General features: G+C 72.8%; 21 protein-coding genes. 7 read left to right on the top strand and 14 right to left on the bottom strand.

Going from position 1 to position 18507, the window contains the following annotated elements; translation table 11 throughout:
• Window positions 1-78 precede the first annotated feature (78 nt).
• Entirely contained in the window at window positions 79-837 is a 759-nt protein-coding gene (locus ACR68M_RS34120) for an alpha/beta fold hydrolase (protein ID WP_441248037.1), read from the top strand.
• Here ACR68M_RS34120 and ACR68M_RS34115 read toward each other — a convergent pair.
• From ACR68M_RS34115 to ACR68M_RS34105, 3 genes are all read right to left on the bottom strand, one after another.
• Complete coding sequence (locus tag ACR68M_RS34115; protein ID WP_441248036.1) at window positions 786-1928, bottom strand: sensor histidine kinase; 1143 nt, start codon at window positions 1926-1928, stop codon at window positions 786-788. The two genes, ACR68M_RS34120 and ACR68M_RS34115, sit on opposite strands and share 52 nt — an antisense overlap.
• A gap of 115 nt (window positions 1929-2043) precedes the next feature.
• Complete coding sequence (locus ACR68M_RS34110) at window positions 2044-2595, bottom strand: hypothetical protein (protein WP_441248035.1); 552 nt, start codon at window positions 2593-2595, stop codon at window positions 2044-2046.
• A 188-nt stretch (window positions 2596-2783) separates the two neighbouring features.
• Window positions 2784-3065: a hypothetical protein gene (locus tag ACR68M_RS34105; protein WP_441248034.1), complete on the bottom strand. Its 282-nt coding sequence runs from the start codon at window positions 3063-3065 to the stop codon at window positions 2784-2786.
• Between the two features lie 479 nt (window positions 3066-3544).
• Between ACR68M_RS34105 and ACR68M_RS34100 the strand changes: the two genes are divergently transcribed.
• Window positions 3545-5413, top strand: a complete 1869-nt coding sequence (locus ACR68M_RS34100) for a M1 family aminopeptidase (RefSeq protein WP_441248033.1) — start codon at window positions 3545-3547, stop codon at window positions 5411-5413.
• A gap of 47 nt (window positions 5414-5460) precedes the next feature.
• Here ACR68M_RS34100 and ACR68M_RS34095 read toward each other — a convergent pair whose 3' ends face one another.
• Window positions 5461-5916: a hypothetical protein gene (locus ACR68M_RS34095; protein ID WP_441248032.1), complete on the bottom strand. Its 456-nt coding sequence runs from the start codon at window positions 5914-5916 to the stop codon at window positions 5461-5463.
• Between the two features lie 60 nt (window positions 5917-5976).
• Between ACR68M_RS34095 and ACR68M_RS34090 the strand changes: the two genes are divergently transcribed.
• Entirely contained in the window at window positions 5977-6342 is a 366-nt protein-coding gene (locus ACR68M_RS34090) for a YciI family protein (RefSeq protein ID WP_441248031.1), read from the top strand.
• A gap of 1 nt (window position 6343) precedes the next feature.
• Here ACR68M_RS34090 and ACR68M_RS34085 read toward each other — a convergent pair whose 3' ends face one another.
• From ACR68M_RS34085 to ACR68M_RS34050, 8 genes are all read right to left on the bottom strand, one after another.
• A complete protein-coding gene (locus ACR68M_RS34085) occupies window positions 6344-6901 on the bottom strand; it encodes an NUDIX hydrolase (protein WP_441248030.1) in 558 nt (185 codons plus the stop codon).
• A 60-nt stretch (window positions 6902-6961) separates the two neighbouring features.
• Window positions 6962-8224, bottom strand: a complete 1263-nt coding sequence (locus tag ACR68M_RS34080; protein WP_441248029.1) for a beta-ketoacyl-[acyl-carrier-protein] synthase family protein — start codon at window positions 8222-8224, stop codon at window positions 6962-6964.
• On the bottom strand, window positions 8224-8496 hold the full coding sequence (locus tag ACR68M_RS34075) for an acyl carrier protein (RefSeq protein WP_441248028.1): 273 nt from the start codon (window positions 8494-8496) through the stop codon (window positions 8224-8226). Before ACR68M_RS34075 ends, ACR68M_RS34080 begins: the two co-directional genes overlap by 1 nt.
• Window positions 8497-8510: 14 nt before the next feature.
• On the bottom strand, window positions 8511-9632 hold the full coding sequence (locus ACR68M_RS34070) for a beta-ketoacyl-ACP synthase 3 (RefSeq protein WP_441248027.1): 1122 nt from the start codon (window positions 9630-9632) through the stop codon (window positions 8511-8513).
• A 61-nt stretch (window positions 9633-9693) separates the two neighbouring features.
• The gene (locus ACR68M_RS34065) at window positions 9694-10614 is read right to left on the bottom strand and encodes an SDR family NAD(P)-dependent oxidoreductase (RefSeq protein WP_441248026.1); all 921 of its coding nucleotides are present in this window, start codon (window positions 10612-10614) and stop codon (window positions 9694-9696) included.
• Window positions 10611-11729, bottom strand: a complete 1119-nt coding sequence (locus ACR68M_RS34060; protein ID WP_441248025.1) for a 3-oxoacyl-ACP synthase III family protein — start codon at window positions 11727-11729, stop codon at window positions 10611-10613. Before ACR68M_RS34060 ends, ACR68M_RS34065 begins: the two co-directional genes overlap by 4 nt.
• Complete coding sequence (locus ACR68M_RS34055) at window positions 11726-13660, bottom strand: acyl-CoA dehydrogenase family protein (RefSeq protein ID WP_441248024.1); 1935 nt, start codon at window positions 13658-13660, stop codon at window positions 11726-11728. The genes ACR68M_RS34060 and ACR68M_RS34055 overlap by 4 nt, the downstream gene beginning before the upstream one ends.
• Entirely contained in the window at window positions 13657-14673 is a 1017-nt protein-coding gene (locus ACR68M_RS34050; protein ID WP_441248023.1) for an ACP S-malonyltransferase, read from the bottom strand. The genes ACR68M_RS34055 and ACR68M_RS34050 overlap by 4 nt, the downstream gene beginning before the upstream one ends.
• Before the next feature lie 298 nt (window positions 14674-14971).
• Between ACR68M_RS34050 and ACR68M_RS34045 the strand changes: the two genes are divergently transcribed.
• A complete protein-coding gene (locus tag ACR68M_RS34045; RefSeq protein ID WP_441248022.1) occupies window positions 14972-15388 on the top strand; it encodes a YchJ family protein in 417 nt (138 codons plus the stop codon).
• Between the two features lie 77 nt (window positions 15389-15465).
• On the top strand, window positions 15466-15840 hold the full coding sequence (locus ACR68M_RS34040; RefSeq protein WP_441248021.1) for an RNA-binding S4 domain-containing protein: 375 nt from the start codon (window positions 15466-15468) through the stop codon (window positions 15838-15840).
• A 43-nt stretch (window positions 15841-15883) separates the two neighbouring features.
• On the opposite strand, the gene ACR68M_RS34035 is transcribed toward ACR68M_RS34040, so the two are convergent.
• Window positions 15884-16711, bottom strand: a complete 828-nt coding sequence (locus ACR68M_RS34035) for a class I SAM-dependent methyltransferase (protein WP_441248020.1) — start codon at window positions 16709-16711, stop codon at window positions 15884-15886.
• A 281-nt stretch (window positions 16712-16992) separates the two neighbouring features.
• Between ACR68M_RS34035 and ACR68M_RS34030 the strand changes: the two genes are divergently transcribed.
• Both ACR68M_RS34030 and ACR68M_RS34025 read left to right on the top strand, forming a co-directional pair.
• Entirely contained in the window at window positions 16993-17355 is a 363-nt protein-coding gene (locus ACR68M_RS34030) for a cupin domain-containing protein (protein ID WP_441248019.1), read from the top strand.
• Between the two features lie 214 nt (window positions 17356-17569).
• Complete coding sequence (locus ACR68M_RS34025; RefSeq protein ID WP_441248018.1) at window positions 17570-18103, top strand: YbhB/YbcL family Raf kinase inhibitor-like protein; 534 nt, start codon at window positions 17570-17572, stop codon at window positions 18101-18103.
• 121 nt (window positions 18104-18224) lie between these two features.
• On the opposite strand, the gene ACR68M_RS34020 is transcribed toward ACR68M_RS34025, so the two are convergent.
• The gene (locus tag ACR68M_RS34020; RefSeq protein WP_441248017.1) at window positions 18225-18422 is read right to left on the bottom strand and encodes a hypothetical protein; all 198 of its coding nucleotides are present in this window, start codon (window positions 18420-18422) and stop codon (window positions 18225-18227) included.
• Window positions 18423-18507: the final 85 nt, after the last annotated feature.

The raw sequence follows: 18507 nt of genomic DNA, 5'->3' as shown, positions 1-18507 counted from the left end.
GCCCGCTGGCCGGCGCCCGTCGAGCCGGTCGACCTCCGCTAGGAGTTCGGCACCACCCGGGTCAACGTCACCGGCCCGGTGGGCGCGCCGCCGCTGGTCCTGCTGCACGGCGGCTCGGCGACGGCGGCGGTCTGGTACGCCAACATCGCGGCGCTCAGCCGCACCCACCGCGTGCACGCGGTGGACCGGATCGGCGAGGCGGGCCGCAGCCTGCCCGGCCCGCGCCAGATCCGGCGCGTCGCGGATCTGACGGCGTGGCTGGACGGCGTCCTCGACGGCCTCGGCCTGGACGACACCGACCTGTGCGCCCACTCGTACGGCGCCTGGATCGCCCTGACGTACGCGCTCCGCTCACCGGAGCGGGTGCGGCGGCTGGTCCTGCTCGACCCGACGCAGTGCTTCGCCGGGTTCCGCCCCGGCTACCTGCTGCGCGCGCTCCCGATGCTGGCCCGGCCGACCGCCGCCCGTGCGCTGGCCTTCCTGGACTGGGAGACCGGCGGCGCCGTGACCGACCCCGCCCACCACACCCTGCACGGCCTCGCCGCCGAGTACCCGGCTGCCAAGGTGGTGACCGGGCGTCGGCCCCGGGGGCGGGACCTGACGGTGCCGACGCTGGTGCTGCTCGCCGAGCAGAGCCGCACGCACGACAGCCGCCGGGTTGCGGCGGCGGTCGAACGGCTCGGGGTGGCGGAGGTCGGGCTGCTGCCCGGGGTCTCGCACCACGGGCTGCCGTTCACGGGGGCGGCGGAGCTGGACCGGCGGATCACCGCGTTCCTCGGCGCCGCTCAGGGCGGGGTCACCGGGAGGGTGGCCGTCACGCGGAAGCCGGAGCGGTAGGGCGCGGCGGTCAGTTCGCCGCCGAAGACCGCGATGCGTTCGGCGAGCCCGAGCAGCCCGTGGCCGGTGGAGAGCTCCTGGCGGGCGGCCAGGCTGCGCCCGGCGCCGTCGTCGACGACCTCCAGGTGCAGCCGGTCGGACCAGCGGATGCGGACGGCCGCGTGGCTACCCGGCCCGGCGTGCTTGGTGATGTTGGTGACGGCCTCCTGCACGAGGCGGTAGGCGGTCAGGTCGACGCTGGCGTCCAGCCGGGCGGGGGTGCCGGTGACCTCCAGGTCGACCAGGATGCCCGCGCGCCGGACGCCGTCCAGCAGCGGCTGGAGATCGGCCAGGCCGTGCCGTCCGGTGGCGAAGACCGGTGCGTCGGCGCGCAGCAGGCGGAGCATCCGGCGCAGCTCGGCCATCGCGTCCCGGCCGAGGTCCTCGATGTGCGCGAGCGCCTCGGTGGTGCCGACCGGGTCGAGGTGCTTGGCGGTCTCCGCCCGCATGACCATGACGGCAACGGCGTTGGCGACGATGTCGTGCAGTTCGCGGGCGATCTGGGTGCGCTCGAGGACGACCCGCTCGCGGGCCGCCGCGAGCTCGCGGCGGTCGTGCTCGGCGGCCGCTCGGGCTGCTCTGCCCCAGCGGGCCAGCCCCCAGGCGGCAGCGGTGATCGACAGCATGAAGGCGAGGGTGGAGACCAGCGCGGCCGTCCGGAAGGGGTCGACCGCGACCTTCCCCGCCACGTAGTAGGTCTTCAGCCCCGCCGGGACGAGGGTCAGCGCCAGGGCTGCGAGCGCGGTGGGGAGGCGGCCGCGCTCGGCCGCCGTGTAGAGCGCGATCAGCAGGCCGAAGTACGGGGTGAAGGCGAGCACGCCGGCCAGCGTCAGCGCGACGGCGGCCGTGGCCGCCGCCCAGACGACGGCGAAGACGAGTATCGGCCGCCGCCGCCGGAGGACCAGGGCGACGGCCTGGGGCATGACGAGCGCGAGCACCTGGAGGTGGCTCGACCAGGGGGTGCCGGGGACGGTCGGGTTGCCGTAGAAGAACACGTCCGAGACCGTGACGGCCGCCGACAGGGCGAGATCCTGCAGCCACTCGGACTGCACCCGCCGCCGCTGGCCCTCCTGACCCGCTGGGCCTGCTGGGCCTGCTGGCTCTGCTGGCTCTGCTGCGATGTCCACCGGAGCACCCCTGCTCTCCTCGTCGTGCCGTCCCGGTCGGTCACCCCGTGCAGGCGCAGGTGTGCGGGACGGTCTGGCAGCAGATGTCGCTGACAAAGTACCCGAGCGACTTGGTGGCGGAGCCGAGCCACCAGGTGTCGACGGGCGGAAGACCATCCGGCCGGGTGATGGGGAAGCCGAGCTCGGCGTACGCGTTCCAGAGGTCGCCCTCGTTGCGCCGGACGCTGTCGGTGAGCGCGCGCCGGGTGGTCGGCGGCACGGCGTCGGTGTGGCGGCTGGGCCCGGTGAGGGTCAGCAGGGCGAAGGCGCTGGTGAGGCCGTCACCGTCGAGCGCCGAAAGGCTGATCCCCGAGACGGCGATCGTCTCCGGTCCGCCGTCGAGATCGGGGTCCTGGACGATGCGGACGACCAGCCGCGGCCACGGGTCGGCCAGCAGCTGCGTCGGCAGTGGCACCATCACGCTCTGCAGGCTGGCCAGGAACCCCTGGGCGACAGACTCCTCGAACGGTACGGGAGTGCCCGCGCGGTAGACGATGGCACCGATCGTCGGTACGGAGGTGGTCGGTACGGAGGTGGTGGGTTGGGCGGTCATATCAGATCCTCGTGAGGCAGAGGTGTCGAACCGTGCTGGTCCGTCCCTTCCGGAGTCCGGGCGCCCGGCCCGTCCGCGCGGGCGCCTCTGAACCTCACCGTCCTCCGTGGACCGTCCCGGTCACATGAGCCTCAGGTCCCGCTCCCGTCCCACACTCCCGGGAGTGACGTGCCTACATGCCTACGCGCCTACGCTCCCGTGAAGGTGGTGGTCGGGGAGCCGGCCTCGCGCGGGTAGGAGCCGGTGCCGTCGCAGGTGCGGCAGATCTCCTCGCGCAGGAGGGTCTGGTTGCCGACCGCGTCGATCCGGTAGCGCTTGTAGACGCCCGTCCCGTCGCACAGCATGCAGTTGCCGCCCGCGTCGATGCTGCGCGTACCGGTGCCGCTGCACAGCGTGCACTGGAGGCCGCCGACTCTGCCCGTGCCGACCCTGCCGGTACCCGAACAGATCTGGCAGACCACCGTAGCCATGACTCTCCCTCGTTGACTCAGGTACCGGGCTGCTTGCCGGTGCCGCCGCAGCTCTGACACTGCTGGCCGTTGTAGATGCCGGACCCTGCACAGAGGGTGCACGGCCAGGCCCGCTCGATCCATCGCACGATGCGCCTTGCAGTTGTCATCTTGCCCGTTCCTCCATCTTGAGTATGTCGGAGCCGTCCGGTGACCGGACCCGGCCGGTGGCTTCGCCCGGGGGCCAGGAGCCTAGCCCGGAGGCCGACGGCGGGTCGAGGAGCGCGGGGCGGCGGACCGCTCCTGACGGAGAACGCCGGTGATCGGTCATTTTCTGTCATGACTCTTTCAATACCGGAAGTTTACTGTCAGGCTTCCTCCTGGCCTCAGGGGTGGGAGCGCCTCTCTGCGGTCGACCCGCCAACCGGCTTCCGCGCCAGGTGACCTGACGGTCCGGTGCTTGACGGGCCATCCGGCGCTCCGTGACCTCGGAGGGAACGATGAGAAGAAGAATCCCCGCGCTCGTCACCGCCGCCGCCGCGCTGCTCGCGGCCGCCGGTGCGACGGGCCTGGCCACCACTCCAGCCGTGGCAGCCACCCCGGCTGCGATACCGGCGGCGGCTGCGGCCTGCACCCCGACGGAGGTGGTCACCGACGGCGGGTTCGAGAACGGCAGCACCGCCTGGACCGGGTCGAGCGGGGTGGTCGGCAGCGCCTCAGGCCAGTCGGCGCACTCCGGCAGCAAGTACGCCTGGCTCGACGGGTACGGCTCGGCCCACACCGACACCCTGTCGCAGTCCCTCACCGTGCCGAGCGGCTGCACCACCGCGACCCTGACCTTCTGGCTGCATGTCGACACCGCCGAGACCACGACCTCGACCGCGTACGACAAGCTGACCGCGAAGCTCGGCAGCACGACCCTGGCGACGTACTCCAACCTGGACGCCAAGACCGGCTACGTGCAGAAGTCGTTCGACGTGTCGTCGTTCGCCGGCCAGACCGTGCCGCTGTCGTTCAGCGGGGTCGAGGACAGCAGCCTGCAGACCAGCTTCGTGCTCGACGACGTCTCCCTCGCCACTTCGGGCGGCGGCACTCCCCCGCCGCCCACGGACACCACCCGGACACCGGTCTCCCCCGCCTACACCGTCAATCTGACCAGCGACGCCACCGGCGGCGTCTGGAACGGGCACGAGAGCGTGAGCTTCAGCAACGCCTCGCCGACCCCGCTGACCGAGGTGTACCTGCGACTGTGGGACAACTGGCACGGCAGCTGCCCGACCACCCCGATCACCGTCAGCAAGGTGACCGGCGGCACCCCGGCGGCCCTGTCCGTCGCCTGCACCGCGCTCAAGATCACCCTGCCCGCCCCGCTCAACCAGGGACAGAGCGGCACGGTCGCCTTCGACCTCGGCATCACCGTGCCGAGCGGCGCGGACCGCTTCGGCCGCGACGGGTCCTTCAACTTCATCGGCAACGCCCTGCCGGTGCTGGCCGTCCGCGACGGCTCGGGCTGGCACCTCGACCCCTACACCAACAACGGTGAGTCGTTCTACTCGCTGATCTCGGACTTCGACGTCACGCTCGACCACCCCACCGGCGTGCTCGTGCCCGCGACCGGTACCTCGGTCGACTCCCCCGGCACCAGCGGACGGACCGTCACCCGGGCGACTGCGGCCAAGGTCCGTGACTTCGCCTGGGCGGCCGGGCCGTTCAGCAAGATCTCCGGCACCTCCAGCTCCGGCGTGGCCGTCAACATCTACTCGGTGAGCGGCATCAGCGCCGCCAACTCCCAGTCGATGCTGACCACCGCCAAGTCCGCGATCGACGCGCACGCCCAGCGGTTCGGCGCCTACCCGTACGGCGAGATCGACGCCGTCATCGACAACAACTTCTGGTTCGGCGGCATGGAGTACCCCGGCTTCGTGCTCGACCTCGTCAGCACCACCGCTCTCACCCACGAGCTCGGCCACCAGTACTACTACGGCATCGTGGGCGACGACGAGTACAACAGCCCCTGGCTGGACGAGGCGTTCACCGACTACGCGACCGACCTCGCCCTCGGCAGCACCGGCTCCGGATGCTGGAACAGCGTCTCCTGGGCCTCCACCGCCGAGAAGATCACCAACTCGATGGCCTACTGGGACGCCAACTCCAGCCGGTACTCCACCGTCGTCTACGGCTACGGCAAGTGCGCCCTGCACGACCTCCAGCGTCTGCTCGGCGACACCGCGATGGCCAAGCTGATGCACGACTACACGCAGGCACACTGGTACGGCGTCTCGACCACCGCCGAGTTCAAGGCCGCCGCCCAGGCCGCCACCAGCACCGACCTGACCTCCTTCTGGAGCCAGCACCGGATCGAGGGCTGAGCCCCGGCCCGCACCTCGTGACGCCCCGCCGCTGCATCGGCGGGGCGTCACCCCACCGTGAGCGTCCGCCTGGTGGCGACCACCGCGTCACCGACCACGTCCTGGCGCCTCGGACGGGTGGTCAGCGCGGCCCGGATGTCGACCGGCTCGCCCGCCACCCACGCACGCTGCTCGGCCCCGTTCCCGCCGGGGACACCCCACGTACCCGTGTGCGGGCGCCCGTCACAGGTCACCGGGAGGTCGGGCCTGAGGCCCTCCGTCGCCTTCCCGTCCTGCTCCGCCCGGATGAACCCCGTCCGCACGGTGCTGTTGGCCGGGCAGCTGTAGGTCAGGCTGACCTCCAGGCTCGACCCCGACGGAGCGGCCACCGCCTTCGCGGAGTCGACGGAGATCGACCCCGGGGAGCCGGCTGCGGATGCGGGCACCGGCAGCGCCGCACCCCCGAGGACGAAGGCGGCGGCGCCGGCCGCGGCCGCCGCGAGAAACGCGCGAGGAGTAGTCACACCCAGGTCAACGACCCGACGGCCGGGAGGGTGCTGCCGACATCTGGCAGGCTGGCGGTCATGAAGTACATGGTGCTGATGTACGCCGACCCCGCGGCCACCGCGGCGATGTCCGCCGACGACCGCGCCGACGTCTTCCGCAGACACGAGGCCCTGCACCAGGACCTGGCAGGCACCGGCGAGATGCTGAACGGCGCCGGGCTGTCCTACCCGAACGAGACCACGACCATCCGGCGGCCCGACGGCCGCCCGGAGAGGACGGACGGGCCGCTCACCGGAGCCACCGAACAGCTGACGGCCTACTACGTGATCGACTGCCCCGACCTCGAGCGCGCCTGCGCGATCGCCGAACGCGTCGTCGACTTCCACGTCGTGGCAGTCGAGGTGCGGCGCATCCACGACTCGTTCGGCATGGGCGAGACCTGACCTATCGGCCCCCTCCCCCGGTCGAACCGACGCCCTCGGTGCGCGTCGGGTTCTGGGTGATCCAGGCGATGTGCTGAGTCATCCGGAGTCGGTCCTCGGGGAACCAGCCCTGCCAGTCCGCATCCAGCGGGAGCCAGGCGGCCGGCTGGCCGTCCTCCGGGGTGAGGGGTGTCGAGCGGCCGACGACTGCCACGAAGGTGAGGCCCAACGTGGCCGACAGGTCGGGGCCGTAGGAGCGGACTGTGACGGCCGCCGGTACGGCGAGGAGCTCCGCCCGGACTCCGGTCTCCTCGAAGAGTTCCCGGGAGGCTCCCTCCCGGGGTGTCTCGCCCGGCTCGACCGCGCCGCCCGGGGAGACCCACCCTCGCCACCGGTGGCTGACCATGAGGACGTGGGTCAGTTCGGTGTCGAACACCCAGACCTCGGTCGCCAGCGGCTCGGCCTCCGACGCTTCGGCAGTGCGAAGCCACTCTCGGGCGTTGTCGAACTCCGCCACCGCCTGGTGAGCGTCCGCGACGGCGGCTTCCCAGGTGCGTGGCGTGATCATGTGATGCGTCATCCGCGCAACGTACGCCGGGCCACTGACAAGTCTCGGCGACTGCGTACGTGCCGTGATCGGTCAGGGTGGGGCGAAGGCCAGGACGGTGTTGTGGCCGCCGAAACCCGCGGAGTTGCTCAGGGCCAGCCGGACGGGGTGCCGACGGGCGGTGCCGGTGACGAGGTCGAGGGCGGCGGCCTCCGGGGACGGATGGCGCAGCCCGGCGGTGGGCGGGGCGAGACCGTGCTCGACGGTCAGGACGGTGAGGGCGGCTTCGATGGCCCCGGCTGCGCCCATGGTGTGGCCGAGCGCGCCCTTGGCGGAGGTCACCGAGGGCGGCACCCCGTCGAAGAGCCGGCTGAGCAGCCCGGCCTCGGCCCGGTCGCCCGGTGGTGTGCTGGTGCCGTGGGTGTTGACGTGGTCGACGTCGGCGGGGGTGGCTCCGGCCGCGAGCACCGCTTGGCGGGTGGCCTCGCCGAGCCCGCGAGCGCCCGGGTGCGGGGCGACGGCGTGGTGGGCGTCCGTCGCCGTGCCGTGACCGACCAGGAGGGCGTGCGGCCGGGCGTTGCGGGCGCGGGCGTCCGCGTGGCGTTCGAGGACGAGCAGGGCGGCGCCCTCGCCGATGACGAACCCGTCCCGGGCGGCGTCGAACGGCCGGGAGGCGGCGGCCGGATCGCGGCTCCGCGACAGCGCGCCCATCTGGGCGAACCCCGCCACGCAGAGCGGCGTGATCATCGCGTCGGTGCCCCCGGCGATCGCCACGTCGCAGGCGTGGGTGTGCAGGAGCAGCGCGGCGAGCAGCAACGCCGTCGCGCCGGACGCGCAGGCGGTGGCGGTGTGCAGGACCGGGCCTCGGGCGTTCAGGTCGATCGCGAGCTGACCGGCCGCCATGTTCGGCAGATAGGCGGGGAGCAGCGTCGGCGAAACGGCGGCGGCGCCTTTGTGCTGGAGCACCGCTGCCTGTTCCTCGAAGCTGCCCACTCCCCCGGCGGCCGACCCGAGGAGGACGGCGACTCTGCCCCTCGCCCAGGCCGAGCTGTCCAGCCCGGCGTCGGCAACGGCCTCGCGCGCGGCGGTGAGGGCGAACTGCGTCGCCCGGTCGTACTGCCAGGGCCGACGGCCGCCGAGGTGCCGGCGGGGGTCGTAGCCGGGGACGCGGCAGGAGAGTTCGACCGGGAGCCCTGCCAGGACGGGGTCTCGGGCGGCCGTTGGACGGCCGGCGAGGACGCCCTCCCAGGTCGGGCCGACCCCGATGCCTGCCGGGGTCACCAGGCCGATGCCGGTGACGGCGATGGGCGGGTAGCCGTGGGCGGGGGCGTGGACGGGGGCGGGCGGTGTGTTCACTACGGGCTTTCGGGGCTGGTGGCGGCGATGAGAGTGCAGAGCGTGTCGGCGAGCTGGGACAGCGTCAGCTCGGCGGAGGAGTCGTCGTCGGTGAGCGGGATGTTCCAGTGCTCCTGAAGGGTGAGGAACAGCTCGACACGGGCGAGGGAGTCGAGATCCAGGGCGCTGAGGGTCGCGTCGGGCTTGAGTTCGGCGGGCGGGACGTCGAACTTGCCGCTGAGGACGGTCATCAGGTGCTGGTGGACCGCTGCTCGGTGGGCGGTGTCGTCCATGGGGATCTCCTGGGTCAGCTGGTGCGGTCGTCAGCGCGGTCCGGAGCGCGGTCGCGCGTGCGGTCCGGCGTGCGGCGGGGGCCGGGGAGTGCCGTACGGGCGGCGGCCTCGGGCCAGTTGAGGGTGACGGAGGCCCAGGTCAGGCCGCCGCCGAAGGCGGTGAGCAGCGTGCGGGCGCCTGGCCTGACGGAGGCTTGGGCGACGGCGTCGGCCAGGGCGATGGGGATGGACGCACCGGCGGTGTTGCCCACCTCTCGGATGTTGCCGATGCGGCTGCGGACCGGGACGTCCAGGCGGTCGGCGACGGCGTCGAGGATGCGCTGGTTGGCCTGGTGGCCGATGAACGCCTCGACCTCGCTCCCGGGCCAGCCGGTGGCGGCGAGCACGGCCCGGGAGGACTCGGTCATTCGCACCACCGCCTCCAGGTAGACCTCGCGGCCCCGCATCCGGAAGAAGCGTTCGCTGCGGGGTGGGGACGATTCGTCGAGGTTCGGCGCGCGGGCTCCCCCGGCGGCGACGGCGATCAGGTCTGCGCCGTCGCCGTCGCTGCCCCAGTCGGTGCGCAGGATCGCCCCTGGCTCGGCCGTGCTGCCGGGGGTGAGGAGCACCGCCCCGGCTCCGTCGCCGAACAGGGCGGCGGTGTCGCGGTCGTACGGGTCGATGATGGCCGAGTACTTCTCGGCGGCGACGACGAGGGGGGCCGCGCAACTGCCGACGCGCAGCAGGGCGGTCGCCGTGATCAGCGCGTAGAGGAAGCCGGAGCAGACCGCCGACAGGTCGAAGGCCGGTACGGTGCCCAGCCCGAGCCGGTGGGCCACCTCGGGAGCGGTGGCCGGGCATCTGCGGTCAGGGGTGGTGGTGGCGAGCAGAAGCAGATCCGGCCGCACGTGTGGGGCGGCGGCCAGTGCGGCGGTGCACGCGGCGACCGCGAGATCGCTCGGGTCGACCTCGGCGGCGGCTCGGCGACGGCGGCTGATGCCGGTGCGGCTGACGATCCAGTCGTCGGTGGTGGTCAGTCCGCCGAGCGCGATGACGTCCTGGTTGGTGACGACCTTGGGTGGCAGGGCGGCTCCGATGCCTCGGATGACGGCGGTGGCAGGGCCAGGGGTGGAGGGGTCGGCGGAGTGCGGGGTCATGGTGGCTGCCTCCGCTCTGGCGGGAGGAGGGGGCGAGGGTGGGGGCGAGGGTGGGAGGGGGTCAGGCCGGGGCGAAGGGGGAGGGCGGTTTGGGGATGCCGGCCAGGCCGCCGTCGGGGACGGAGACTCCGCCGTCGACCAGGAGCGTCTGGCCGGTCAGGTAGGCGGAGGCCGGGGAGGCGAGGAAGAGCGCGGCTGCGGCGATCTCCTCGGGGGTGGCCCAGCGGCCGAGCGGGACGTGGGCGAGCAGCCAGTCGCTGAGCGGGCCGTTGTGGTGGGCGAAGGCCGTCATGTCGGTGCGGGTCCACCCCGGGCAGAGGGCGTTGACCCGGATGCCCTGGCGGGCCCAGCCGGCGGCGAGACTGCGGGCCAGGGATATCTGGGCGGCTTTGGAGGCGGCGTACGACTCCATCATCGGAGTGCCGATCACCCCCGCCACGGAGGACATCAGCACCAGGCTCGGGCTGCGCGAGGCGGCGAGGTAGGGGTGAGCGTGCCTGCACAGCGCGGCCGTCGCGTTGAGGTTGACCGAGATGACCGACTCCCAGTCGGGCTGCGGCAGGTGCTGCAGCGGCAGCAGGATCGGGCTGCCGTCGGGCTGGGAGGGCAGCACACCCGCGTTGTGGACCACGACGTCGAGACCGCCGAGTGCCTCGGCCGCCTGGTCGACCACCTGGCCGGCCCGGCCGGGCTCGCCGAGATCCCCCGGCACCGCGATCACCGTGCGGCCGAACTCGGCCACCTGCTCGACGGTGCTCTTGAGCGCCTCGCTGGTGCGGGCCGAGAGCACCAGATCGGCTCCGGCCTCGGCGAGGGCCAGCGCGACGGCGCGGCCGATGCCGCGCGAGGCTCCGGTGACGAGGGCTCGGGAGCCGTCGAGCCGGAAGGAGGCGAGGGTGCTGGAGGTGGGAGTGTTGGTGGCGGGGGTCGTGGTGGCGGGGGTCGTGGCGGCGGGGGTCGTGGCGGCGGCGGGGGTGCTCACGGTTGTGCTCCTCGGCTGGTGGTCGGCGGCGGATGGTGGGCAGCAGAGTCGGCGAGGCCGCCGACGAGTTGGACGGCCGGTGCCCCCGACCAGGTGAGCAGTGCGCTGCCCCAGGTCAGCCCGGCGCCGAAGACGCAGAGCAGGACCCGCCCCTTGACCGGGAGCAGCCCGCGGGCGGCGGCGTCGGTGAGGGCGAACGGCGTGGAGGCGGCGCCGATGTTGCCGACCTGGTCGCCGGTGATGTGGAGGCGCTCGGGCGGTATGCCCAGCTCCTGGCCGAGGCGGCGCAGGAGGACCGGGTTCGGCTGGTGGGTGATGAAGAAGTCGATGTCGAGCAGGTCGAGGTGGTGGCGGGTGAGGCTCTGGCGGACGAGCTCGGGGAAGATCTCGACGATGAAGTCGCGGACCGCGCGGCCGTCCATCCGGATGCGGTGGCCGCCGTCGGCCAGTGTCTCGGCGCTCGCCGGGCGTCGGCTGCCACCGGACGGGATGAGGACGTGGTGCGCCCCTCGGCCGTTCGAGCCGAGCTGGATGTCGGCGAAGCCCGTCCCGTTCTCGACCGGCCCGAGGATGGTGGCCGCCGCGCCGTCCGCGAAGAGCACCGCCGTCGAGCGGTCCGCCGGGTCGACGAACTTGGAGTACGCCTCCACTCCGACCACGGCGGCGTAGCGGGTGCTCGGTGTGCAGCGCAGCCAGTCGTGGGCGACTCGGGTGGCGAAGAGCCAGCCGGAGCAAGCGGCGCTGACGTCGAGGGCGACGGCGTTGGCCGCGCCCACGGCGGCCTGTACGCGGCAGGCCGTGGAGGGGCCCAGTTCGTCAGGGGTGGAGGTGGCGAGGACGAGCAGGCCGAGTTGGTCGGGAGTGAGACCGGCGGCCGTGCAGGCGGCCCGGACCGCGCCCGCGGCGAGGTCGGAGGCGGCCTCGGTGGGGGCGGCCGCATGGCGGCGGACGACACCGGTGCGCTCGGTGATCCACTGCGCCGTCACCCCCGCTGCCGGGGCGACGACGTCGTTGCCCCGTACGGCGCCGGGTAGGTAGCTGCCCAGCCCGAGGACTCCGATGGCCGACGGCGGTGCAGGCGGTGAGGGTGGCGGCGGCGGGAGGTGAGTGGTCATCCCGGGCCTCGGCGCCAGGTGAGGGTGCTGGTGAGGGCACGGGCGTAGTCCGGGGCGTCCATGGGGGTGGGGTTGTGGCCGGTGTCCGGGTCGAGGGCGTCCGCGAGCATCGGGAGGTCGGGGCCGAGTGCGTCGCAGAGGCTGTCGAGGTGGGTGGGCAGCCTGCGGACTGCGGCCGGGTCGAGCAGCCCGGTGCGCAGCAGGAGACCGGCGTGCCGACGGGCCTGGACGAGGCCGTGGAGTGCGGCGAGGGTGCGCAGGGCCTGCTGGAGCTGCGGGTCGGTGATGCCCTTGAGGGTCTCGGTGACACTGTCGGCAGCCAGCCGGTGGGCGTAGCTCTCGCCGAGTTCGAGCGTCTGGGCGAGGAGTGGGTTCCACAGGTCTAGCCCGGTGGTGGCGGCCTGGGAGCGCTCGTCCAGGGCGGCCCGGAGCTCCTGGGTGAGGCGGTGTTGGAGGGCCTGTGCCATGAGCGGCCACCACGCCGGGTCGGTCGGCGCGACGCCCGGGAGGAGGGCTGGGGGCTCGGACGGCTTGTCGGTGGCGAGGCCCCTCCCGGCATCGAGGAGGATCAGCGTGTTGTCGCCGCCCGCGTTGTCGAAGGCGTGGGCGAGGCCGTGGTACGCCTGGAGACGGTGCAGCCGGTAGAAGCCGGCGACTCCGCAGCGGTGCTGACACTCTGCCAGCAGATCGGCGGTGGCACGTGTGCTGAGCGCCTTGTGGACGGCGAGCGGCCGGTCGACCGCCGCCCAGGGCGAAAAGGCCATCTCGGTCGGGCCCTGCCGTGCGGCGTCGGTGCGGAGCCTGGCGGCGTGCCAGGTGCGGCGGGCCTCGGCGGCGGCGCAGGTGAGGGCGAAGGCCTCGGCGAGGGCGCCGAGGACGGCGTGCTGCTGGGTGCGGTACGCGAGGACGGACCTGCCCGGTGCCAGGCGGCCGTGGGAGCGGCGCTGGGCGCAGTAGCGCCAGGTGAGGACGGCGCTGCGGCTCGCCACGGCGGCCATGGCGGAGGGCAGGGTCGCCCAGAGGGTCTGACCGACGCTCAGGGTGCGTTGGAGGCGGGCCTCGTGGCTGCCGAGCGGGTCGTGGAAGCTGCCGTCGGCGTCGATCCGGGCGGAGTCGCCCAGCCAGGCACTACGGGCCAGCCGGACCTGGTCGAAGCGGACCACGGCGTACGGCAGGGGCACCGCGTCGACCGCGACCGGGCTGGAGATGGCCACTCCCTGGGCCGGGCGGCCGCGCTCGTCGGTGATGTCGACGAGGAAGGAGAACACGCCGTGGTCCGCACCGCCGGTGATCAGCCGAGCCAGGGCGACGGCTTTCTGCGGCAGGCCCTGGGCACCGATGCTGGAGAACTTCGAAGCTCGCTCGTCCGGCGTGTGCAGGACGAAGCCGCCGTCGGCCGGATCGAAGGTGGCGGTGGTGCGGGTGCCCAGATGACTGCTCGCATCGCCGATCTCCGTGACCATGAAGACGCCCTTGGCGTGGGCGTGGGCGAGCTCGGCGCTCGCCGGCGGGAGGTCGGTGCCGTGCCCGCCGAGGGTGACGACCGAACCGACGCAGAGGATGTAGTGGGAGAGGAAGCTCTGGTAGAGCGAGGGGTCGGCGAGGGCGGTCGCCGCGCTGAGGGCGGCGAGGAGGTCCGTGTCGGCGAAGACCTCGCCCGCTGGCGGGAGATGCTCGGCGAGGCGGCGCAGCGCTCGGTGGTCACGGTGGTCACGAGTGAGCGCATCCGGCTCGGCGGGGAAGGGGCGGTTCGCGAGCACGGCGGCGAGCCGGTGGCGCAGGGCGGGCGGGCAGGTGCCGTGGCGGAGGTGGTCGAGTGCCGGTACGGGCGCGGCGGGCCCGTCGGGCATGGCGGAGGCGTCGGGCACGGCGGAGGCGGGTGACCTGGGCGACCTGGGCGACCTGGGCGACGGCTTGGGTGTGGGCGTCATGTCGTGCCTCCTGACGGTCGCGGGCGCGGCTGGGGCGAGCTGAGGCCCGCGCTCCAGGGGAAGCCTCGGGTGCCCGGGGTGGCGGGGGAGCCCGGAGAGGTGAAGGGTGCTCGGGCGTTCACCGTCGGGAGGGTGCGCCGAGCGTTGTCGGTCAGGGCATGACCGGTGCCGGCCTCCCACAGGGCGACCTCCGACGCAGTGGCCCGGCCGACTGCCTGACGCAGGGCCGGTGGGAAGTCCGCCGGGTCGGTGAGGCAGGCCGCAAGGGCCCGGGGCAGGTCGGTGTCCGCGGTGTGCATCGACCCGGCGACGGCCGAGTGGACCGGCAGCCGGGGCGGAGCGGTGGGCAGGGTGCGGGCGTAGGAAGCGAAGGCCTGGGCCTGCGCGGAGAGCTTCGGGTGGTGGGAGAGGAAGGGCAGGCGCAGCCGGTGTGCCACCATGCCTCGCGCCTGGGCGGCCAGCTCGACGTCGAGGAGCTCGGCGATCGGGCCGGAGAGCACTCGCTCGCCAGGGTCGTTGACACAGGCGATCACCACGTCTTCGTGGCCCACCTCCTGGAGGAGTCGGTCGCTCTGCCCCTCGGAGGCCCGGAGCAAGGTCAGGCCGCCGTCGGCACTGTGCAGCAGCTGGGCGAGGCGACAGGCAAGGCGGGCGCCGTCGGCGACGGTGAAGCAGCCGGCCGCGACGAGGGCGGGAATCTCGCCGAAGCTGACGGCGATCAGGCGATCCGGCGGCGCACCGGATCGCGCCATGGCACGGTGGATCGCCAGGCAGACTCCGTACAGGGCGAGTTGGGTGGTGCCGACGGGCTCGGCGGCCAGCGCACGGGCGCTGGGCGGGGCCCTGCCGAGCAGCCGGGGGCCGAGGGCGGTCAAGCCGAACTCGACTCCGGCGCGATCTGCCTCCGTGAACACCTCGGCGAGAGCTGACCGCAGCGCGGGAACCGTTCCGACGGCGGAGATGAGCGGGCTGAGCGCGAAATCTCCCTGGCCGGGAAAGAGATGGACGATCATGGCGGGGTACCTCCCCAGGCGGAGAAGCCTACTGAGGATGAATGAAGGAAATGGGAGGCTGGTGGTCAGTCCACCGCCGAATTCCTATGAATATCCACTGGTCAGAGAATCACAGAAGGCCGAGCCAGAGCGCAGTCCCGGGAACGGACACCGGGATGACAGGCACAATTCTCGAACGCCCACCACCCCTTGTCAATGGGAATTTGAAATCCCTTTCGAGCGACAGGGAAAGAAATATGTATGAATATCAATCGGGGGCCGGTACAGGAGCAGACACCGGAGGCACCACAATGGAGGCATGTCACGACGCCCCGCCAAGCCGCGCCTCTCGCCCACCGCCGCCTGTCCGTGCGGGCTGCCCGGCACCTACGCCGCCTGCTGCGGTCGCCTGCACCAGGGCCAGGCCGAGGCCACCAGCGCCGAGCAGCTGATGCGCTCGCGCTTCAGCGCGTTCGCCGCCCACGACGAGGCGTACCTGCTGCGCAGCTGGCACCCGGACACCCGGCCGGCCGCTGTCGAGTTCGACGACGGGCTGGTCTGGCAGCGCCTGGAAGTACTCGGATCCACCGAGGGCGGGCCGTTCCACTCCGAAGGCACGGTGGAGTTCCGGGCGCACTACCTCGACGGCAGGGAGACGGGCGCCATGCAGGAGAACAGTCGCTTTCTCCGGTACGAAGGCGCCTGGGTCTACCTCGACTCGCTCTCCCTCGACTGATCCGAGCCCAAGCACCCCCGACCCGGCCCCCGGCGGTCCGGAGCCGACCCGGCGGGCGGTGGAGCTAGGCTCAGGGGATGGTGGCGAGCGAAGAGACGGTGCGGGTGGACAGCTGGATCTGGTCCGTCCGGCTGACCAAGACCCGGGCCCTCGCGGCGACGGCCTGCCGGGCCGGACACGTCCGGGTGAACGGTGAGCGGGTCAAGCCCGCGCACTCCGTGCGCCCCGGCGACGAGGTGCGGCTCCAACAGGGCGGCTACGAACGGATCGTCGTGGTGCGGCAGACGGTGCGCAAGCGCGTCGGAGCCGGACCGGCGGCGGAGTGCTACGTCGACAACAGCCCGCCGCCGCCCGAGCACGGGGCGGTGGCGCCGCTTGCCCAGCGGGATCGCGGCACCGGCCGCCCGACTAAGCGCGACCGGCGCGAGGTCGAGCGCCTGCGCGGTGCCTGAGCCACCGGCACCGCCACCGCCGCCCGCGGATTCACCTGTCGACCTACCGGCGCACCGCCGTGCAGACCACGTACCCCTTGGGGTCGCGCCAGGGCCCGGAGTTGGCCGCGAACCACGCCCGGACCTGCTGGTCGATCCCCGCCGCTATGGCTGCGCGCTCCGGGAAGGCGCTGTCCACGCCATAGCTGCTCATCAGGGCCTGGCCGAAGGCGATGACCGGCTCGGGCGCGTCGAAGACCAGAGCATTGTCGTGCGAGACGATCACCACCTCGGGGGATGCCGGACGGGAGGGCCGGCCCGGCTGTTCGCCGAAGACCCGGGCGAGTTGCGCGGGGAGCGTGCCGGAGTGCACGCCGCTGTCGACCGACACGGGCACGGCGACTCCGTGGCGCTCGGCCTGTTCCCGGACGACGGCCCCGACCCTCGGCACCGGGTCAGGGTGGTTGACCACGGCGACCAGACGGCCGCCGGGGCGCAGCACCCGCCGGGCCTCGCGTAGGGCCGCCGGTACGTCGGACACGTGATACAGCATGTGCCGAGCCGTGACGGCGTCGAACCGGCCGTCGTGGAAGGGCAGTTGCACGGCGTCGGCGACCACCGTTCCGACTTCGGGCAGTTGGGCGCAGGCCAGGGCGGCGGCGGGCGAGGAGTCGAGGCCGATGAGCGTGCCCTGGTGACCCTCGGCCCGCAGCCGGGCCAGGAACGAGCCGGTGCCGCTGCCGATGTCGAGCAGGGACTCGCCTGCCCGGAGGCGCAGTTGGGCGATCGCGGCCTGTTCGACGTCGTCCGGGTGCTGGCTGTGACGTCGGTGGGTGTCGATCCGGGTCTGCAACGGGTCGAGCCTCAGGTACTCGTCGAGTGCGACAGCCATGGTCACCGTCCTGATGAGTGCGGTCGGAACATCCCCGCAGCCTACGTCCCGTCAGCCCGGTCCGGTCCGGTCCGGTCCGGTCAGACCAGTCCGGTCGGCGCGGGCTGCACGCGGCTCCGGAGGCACACGTACCTGCCGAGGCGCAGACTGGAGGTACTACAGGTGGGGGTCGGACGCAACCGGTGCCGACCCCGACACCGGTGGTGGCCGACGGCGAAGGTCGACGGATGTCGATGCTGCCCGCTGTGGGTCGTCGCCGTTCGGACCCCGAGGAGCAGCACATGTCCGGCCTTGTCCGTAAGAGTCTCGACACTCCGGAGGAAACCCGTCCGTTCGAGGACGGCAAGGGGAGGTTGGACATCGTCAACCTCGAAGGCAGCGGGGTGGGACGGTCCACCTTCGAGCCCGGCTGGCAGTGGTCGAAGCACGTCAAGCCCATTGCGGGGACGGACAGTTGCCAGGCGTCGCACGTCGGGTACGTCGTCTCCGGCCGGATCCGGGTGGTCATGAACGACGGCGACCAGGCGGACTTCGGCACAGGTGACTTCATGATCATCCCGCCTGGCCACGACGCCTGGGTCCTCGGTGACGAGCCCTGCGTGACCCTCGACTGGCAGGCGTACGCGGACTACGCGAGGAAGTGAGACGACCGCGACCGAGCGCCCGGGGTGATCGAAATAGCGGTGACCGAGAGAGCGTCGAACGGGTCCGAAATCCTTCGGGTTCCCAGTCTAGCCTCTGACGCGGAATCGGCCGGGAACCTCGAAGTCGTGGGCATGTCGTCCCGGGAACGGCACTACTCTCACCCCTCGAGGTCGGGAGCGCCGACCTCTCCCTGACTCCCGGAGGCTCACCGCCATGCCCACGCCCGACGACCGGCCGCCACTCCCCCACGACTTCCTGAGGCCCGTGCCGTCCTTCTCGCTCTCCAGCGAGGACGTGCCTGACGGCGGCACTCTCTCCCAGGCGCAGGTCCACGCCGGTGGCAACGTCTCACCCCAGCTGCGGTGGGCCGGCTTCCCCGCCGGGACGAAGAGCTTCGCCGTCACCTGCTTCGACCCGGACGCACCGACCGGCAGCGGCTGGTGGCACTGGCTGCTCTTCGACCTCCCGGTCGGGACCACCGAGCTTCCGGCGGGGGCGGGCAGCGGCGACTTCCCGGGCCTGCCCGACGGCGCCGTCCACGGCCGGAACGACTACGGCACGAAGGACTTCGGTGGCGCCGCCCCGCCGCCCGGCCACGGCCCGCACCGGTACGTGTTCACCGTGCACGCACTCGGTGTCGACAAGCTCGGGCTGGACTCCGACACCTCGGCCGCCGCGATCGGCGGCACCCTCGGCTTCCACGCCCTCGCGCGGGCGAGCGTGATCGCGGAGTACGAGAACAGCTGACCGCAGCACCAGCAGGACGCCGCGTGCGGCCCCGGGGCGATCATTCCGGGGCCGCACGCAGATCGACCGGCTCAGGCACAGATCGGCCGACCCGACTCAGGCACAGATCGGCCGGCCCGGCTCAGGCCAGCGTGCGCGGGCCGGTCGGACGGACGGCCCGGAGGGCGTGCCGTCCCCCGGTACGGCTATGTCGGCGGAGCACGCCGGGTCCGGCGCCGCGATGGGTGCGCTCGGCGCTTTCTTCGGCTTCGGAGTTGGAGTGCGCCAGGGCTGCGGCCAGTAGCGGCGGAGTGGTCAGCAGGACCAGGGTGAGCATCATGGGCGAGAACCTCTCCGTGAACGGACGATCCTCAGCCAGTCTCGCCAGATCGGCGGCGGGGAAACCACGAGCACGGCCGTCCGGC

This window comes from Kitasatospora sp. McL0602 (assembly GCF_052076145.1).
GTDB lineage: Bacteria > Actinomycetota > Actinomycetes > Streptomycetales > Streptomycetaceae > Kitasatospora.
The sequence above is the reverse complement of the archived record's forward strand: the minus strand, read 5'-3'. Positions and strand labels throughout refer to the sequence as shown.

Bases quoted from the DNA above. Each gene is read 5' to 3' on its own strand.
- ACR68M_RS34020 (WP_441248017.1), bottom strand. From the start codon at position 18,422: ATGATGCTCACCCTGGTCCTGCTGACCACTCCGCCGCTACTGGCCGCA.
- ACR68M_RS34045 (WP_441248022.1), top strand. From the start codon at position 14,972: ATGTCACGACGCCCCGCCAAGCCGCGCCTCTCGCCCACCGCCGCCTGT.
- ACR68M_RS34090 (WP_441248031.1), top strand. From the start codon at position 5,977: ATGAAGTACATGGTGCTGATGTACGCCGACCCCGCGGCCACCGCGGCG.
- ACR68M_RS34040 (WP_441248021.1), top strand. From the start codon at position 15,466: ATGGTGGCGAGCGAAGAGACGGTGCGGGTGGACAGCTGGATCTGGTCC.
- ACR68M_RS34085 (WP_441248030.1), bottom strand. From the start codon at position 6,901: ATGACGCATCACATGATCACGCCACGCACCTGGGAAGCCGCCGTCGCG.
- ACR68M_RS34075 (WP_441248028.1), bottom strand. From the start codon at position 8,496: ATGGACGACACCGCCCACCGAGCAGCGGTCCACCAGCACCTGATGACC.
- ACR68M_RS34100 (WP_441248033.1), top strand. From the start codon at position 3,545: ATGAGAAGAAGAATCCCCGCGCTCGTCACCGCCGCCGCCGCGCTGCTC.
- ACR68M_RS34055 (WP_441248024.1), bottom strand. From the start codon at position 13,660: ATGACGCCCACACCCAAGCCGTCGCCCAGGTCGCCCAGGTCGCCCAGG.
- ACR68M_RS34070 (WP_441248027.1), bottom strand. From the start codon at position 9,632: ATGACCCCGCACTCCGCCGACCCCTCCACCCCTGGCCCTGCCACCGCC.
- ACR68M_RS34105 (WP_441248034.1), bottom strand. From the start codon at position 3,065: ATGGCTACGGTGGTCTGCCAGATCTGTTCGGGTACCGGCAGGGTCGGC.
- ACR68M_RS34050 (WP_441248023.1), bottom strand. From the start codon at position 14,673: ATGATCGTCCATCTCTTTCCCGGCCAGGGAGATTTCGCGCTCAGCCCG.
- ACR68M_RS34030 (WP_441248019.1), top strand. From the start codon at position 16,993: ATGTCCGGCCTTGTCCGTAAGAGTCTCGACACTCCGGAGGAAACCCGT.
- ACR68M_RS34110 (WP_441248035.1), bottom strand. From the start codon at position 2,595: ATGACCGCCCAACCCACCACCTCCGTACCGACCACCTCCGTACCGACG.
- ACR68M_RS34060 (WP_441248025.1), bottom strand. From the start codon at position 11,729: ATGACCACTCACCTCCCGCCGCCGCCACCCTCACCGCCTGCACCGCCG.
- ACR68M_RS34035 (WP_441248020.1), bottom strand. From the start codon at position 16,711: ATGGCTGTCGCACTCGACGAGTACCTGAGGCTCGACCCGTTGCAGACC.
- ACR68M_RS34025 (WP_441248018.1), top strand. From the start codon at position 17,570: ATGCCCACGCCCGACGACCGGCCGCCACTCCCCCACGACTTCCTGAGG.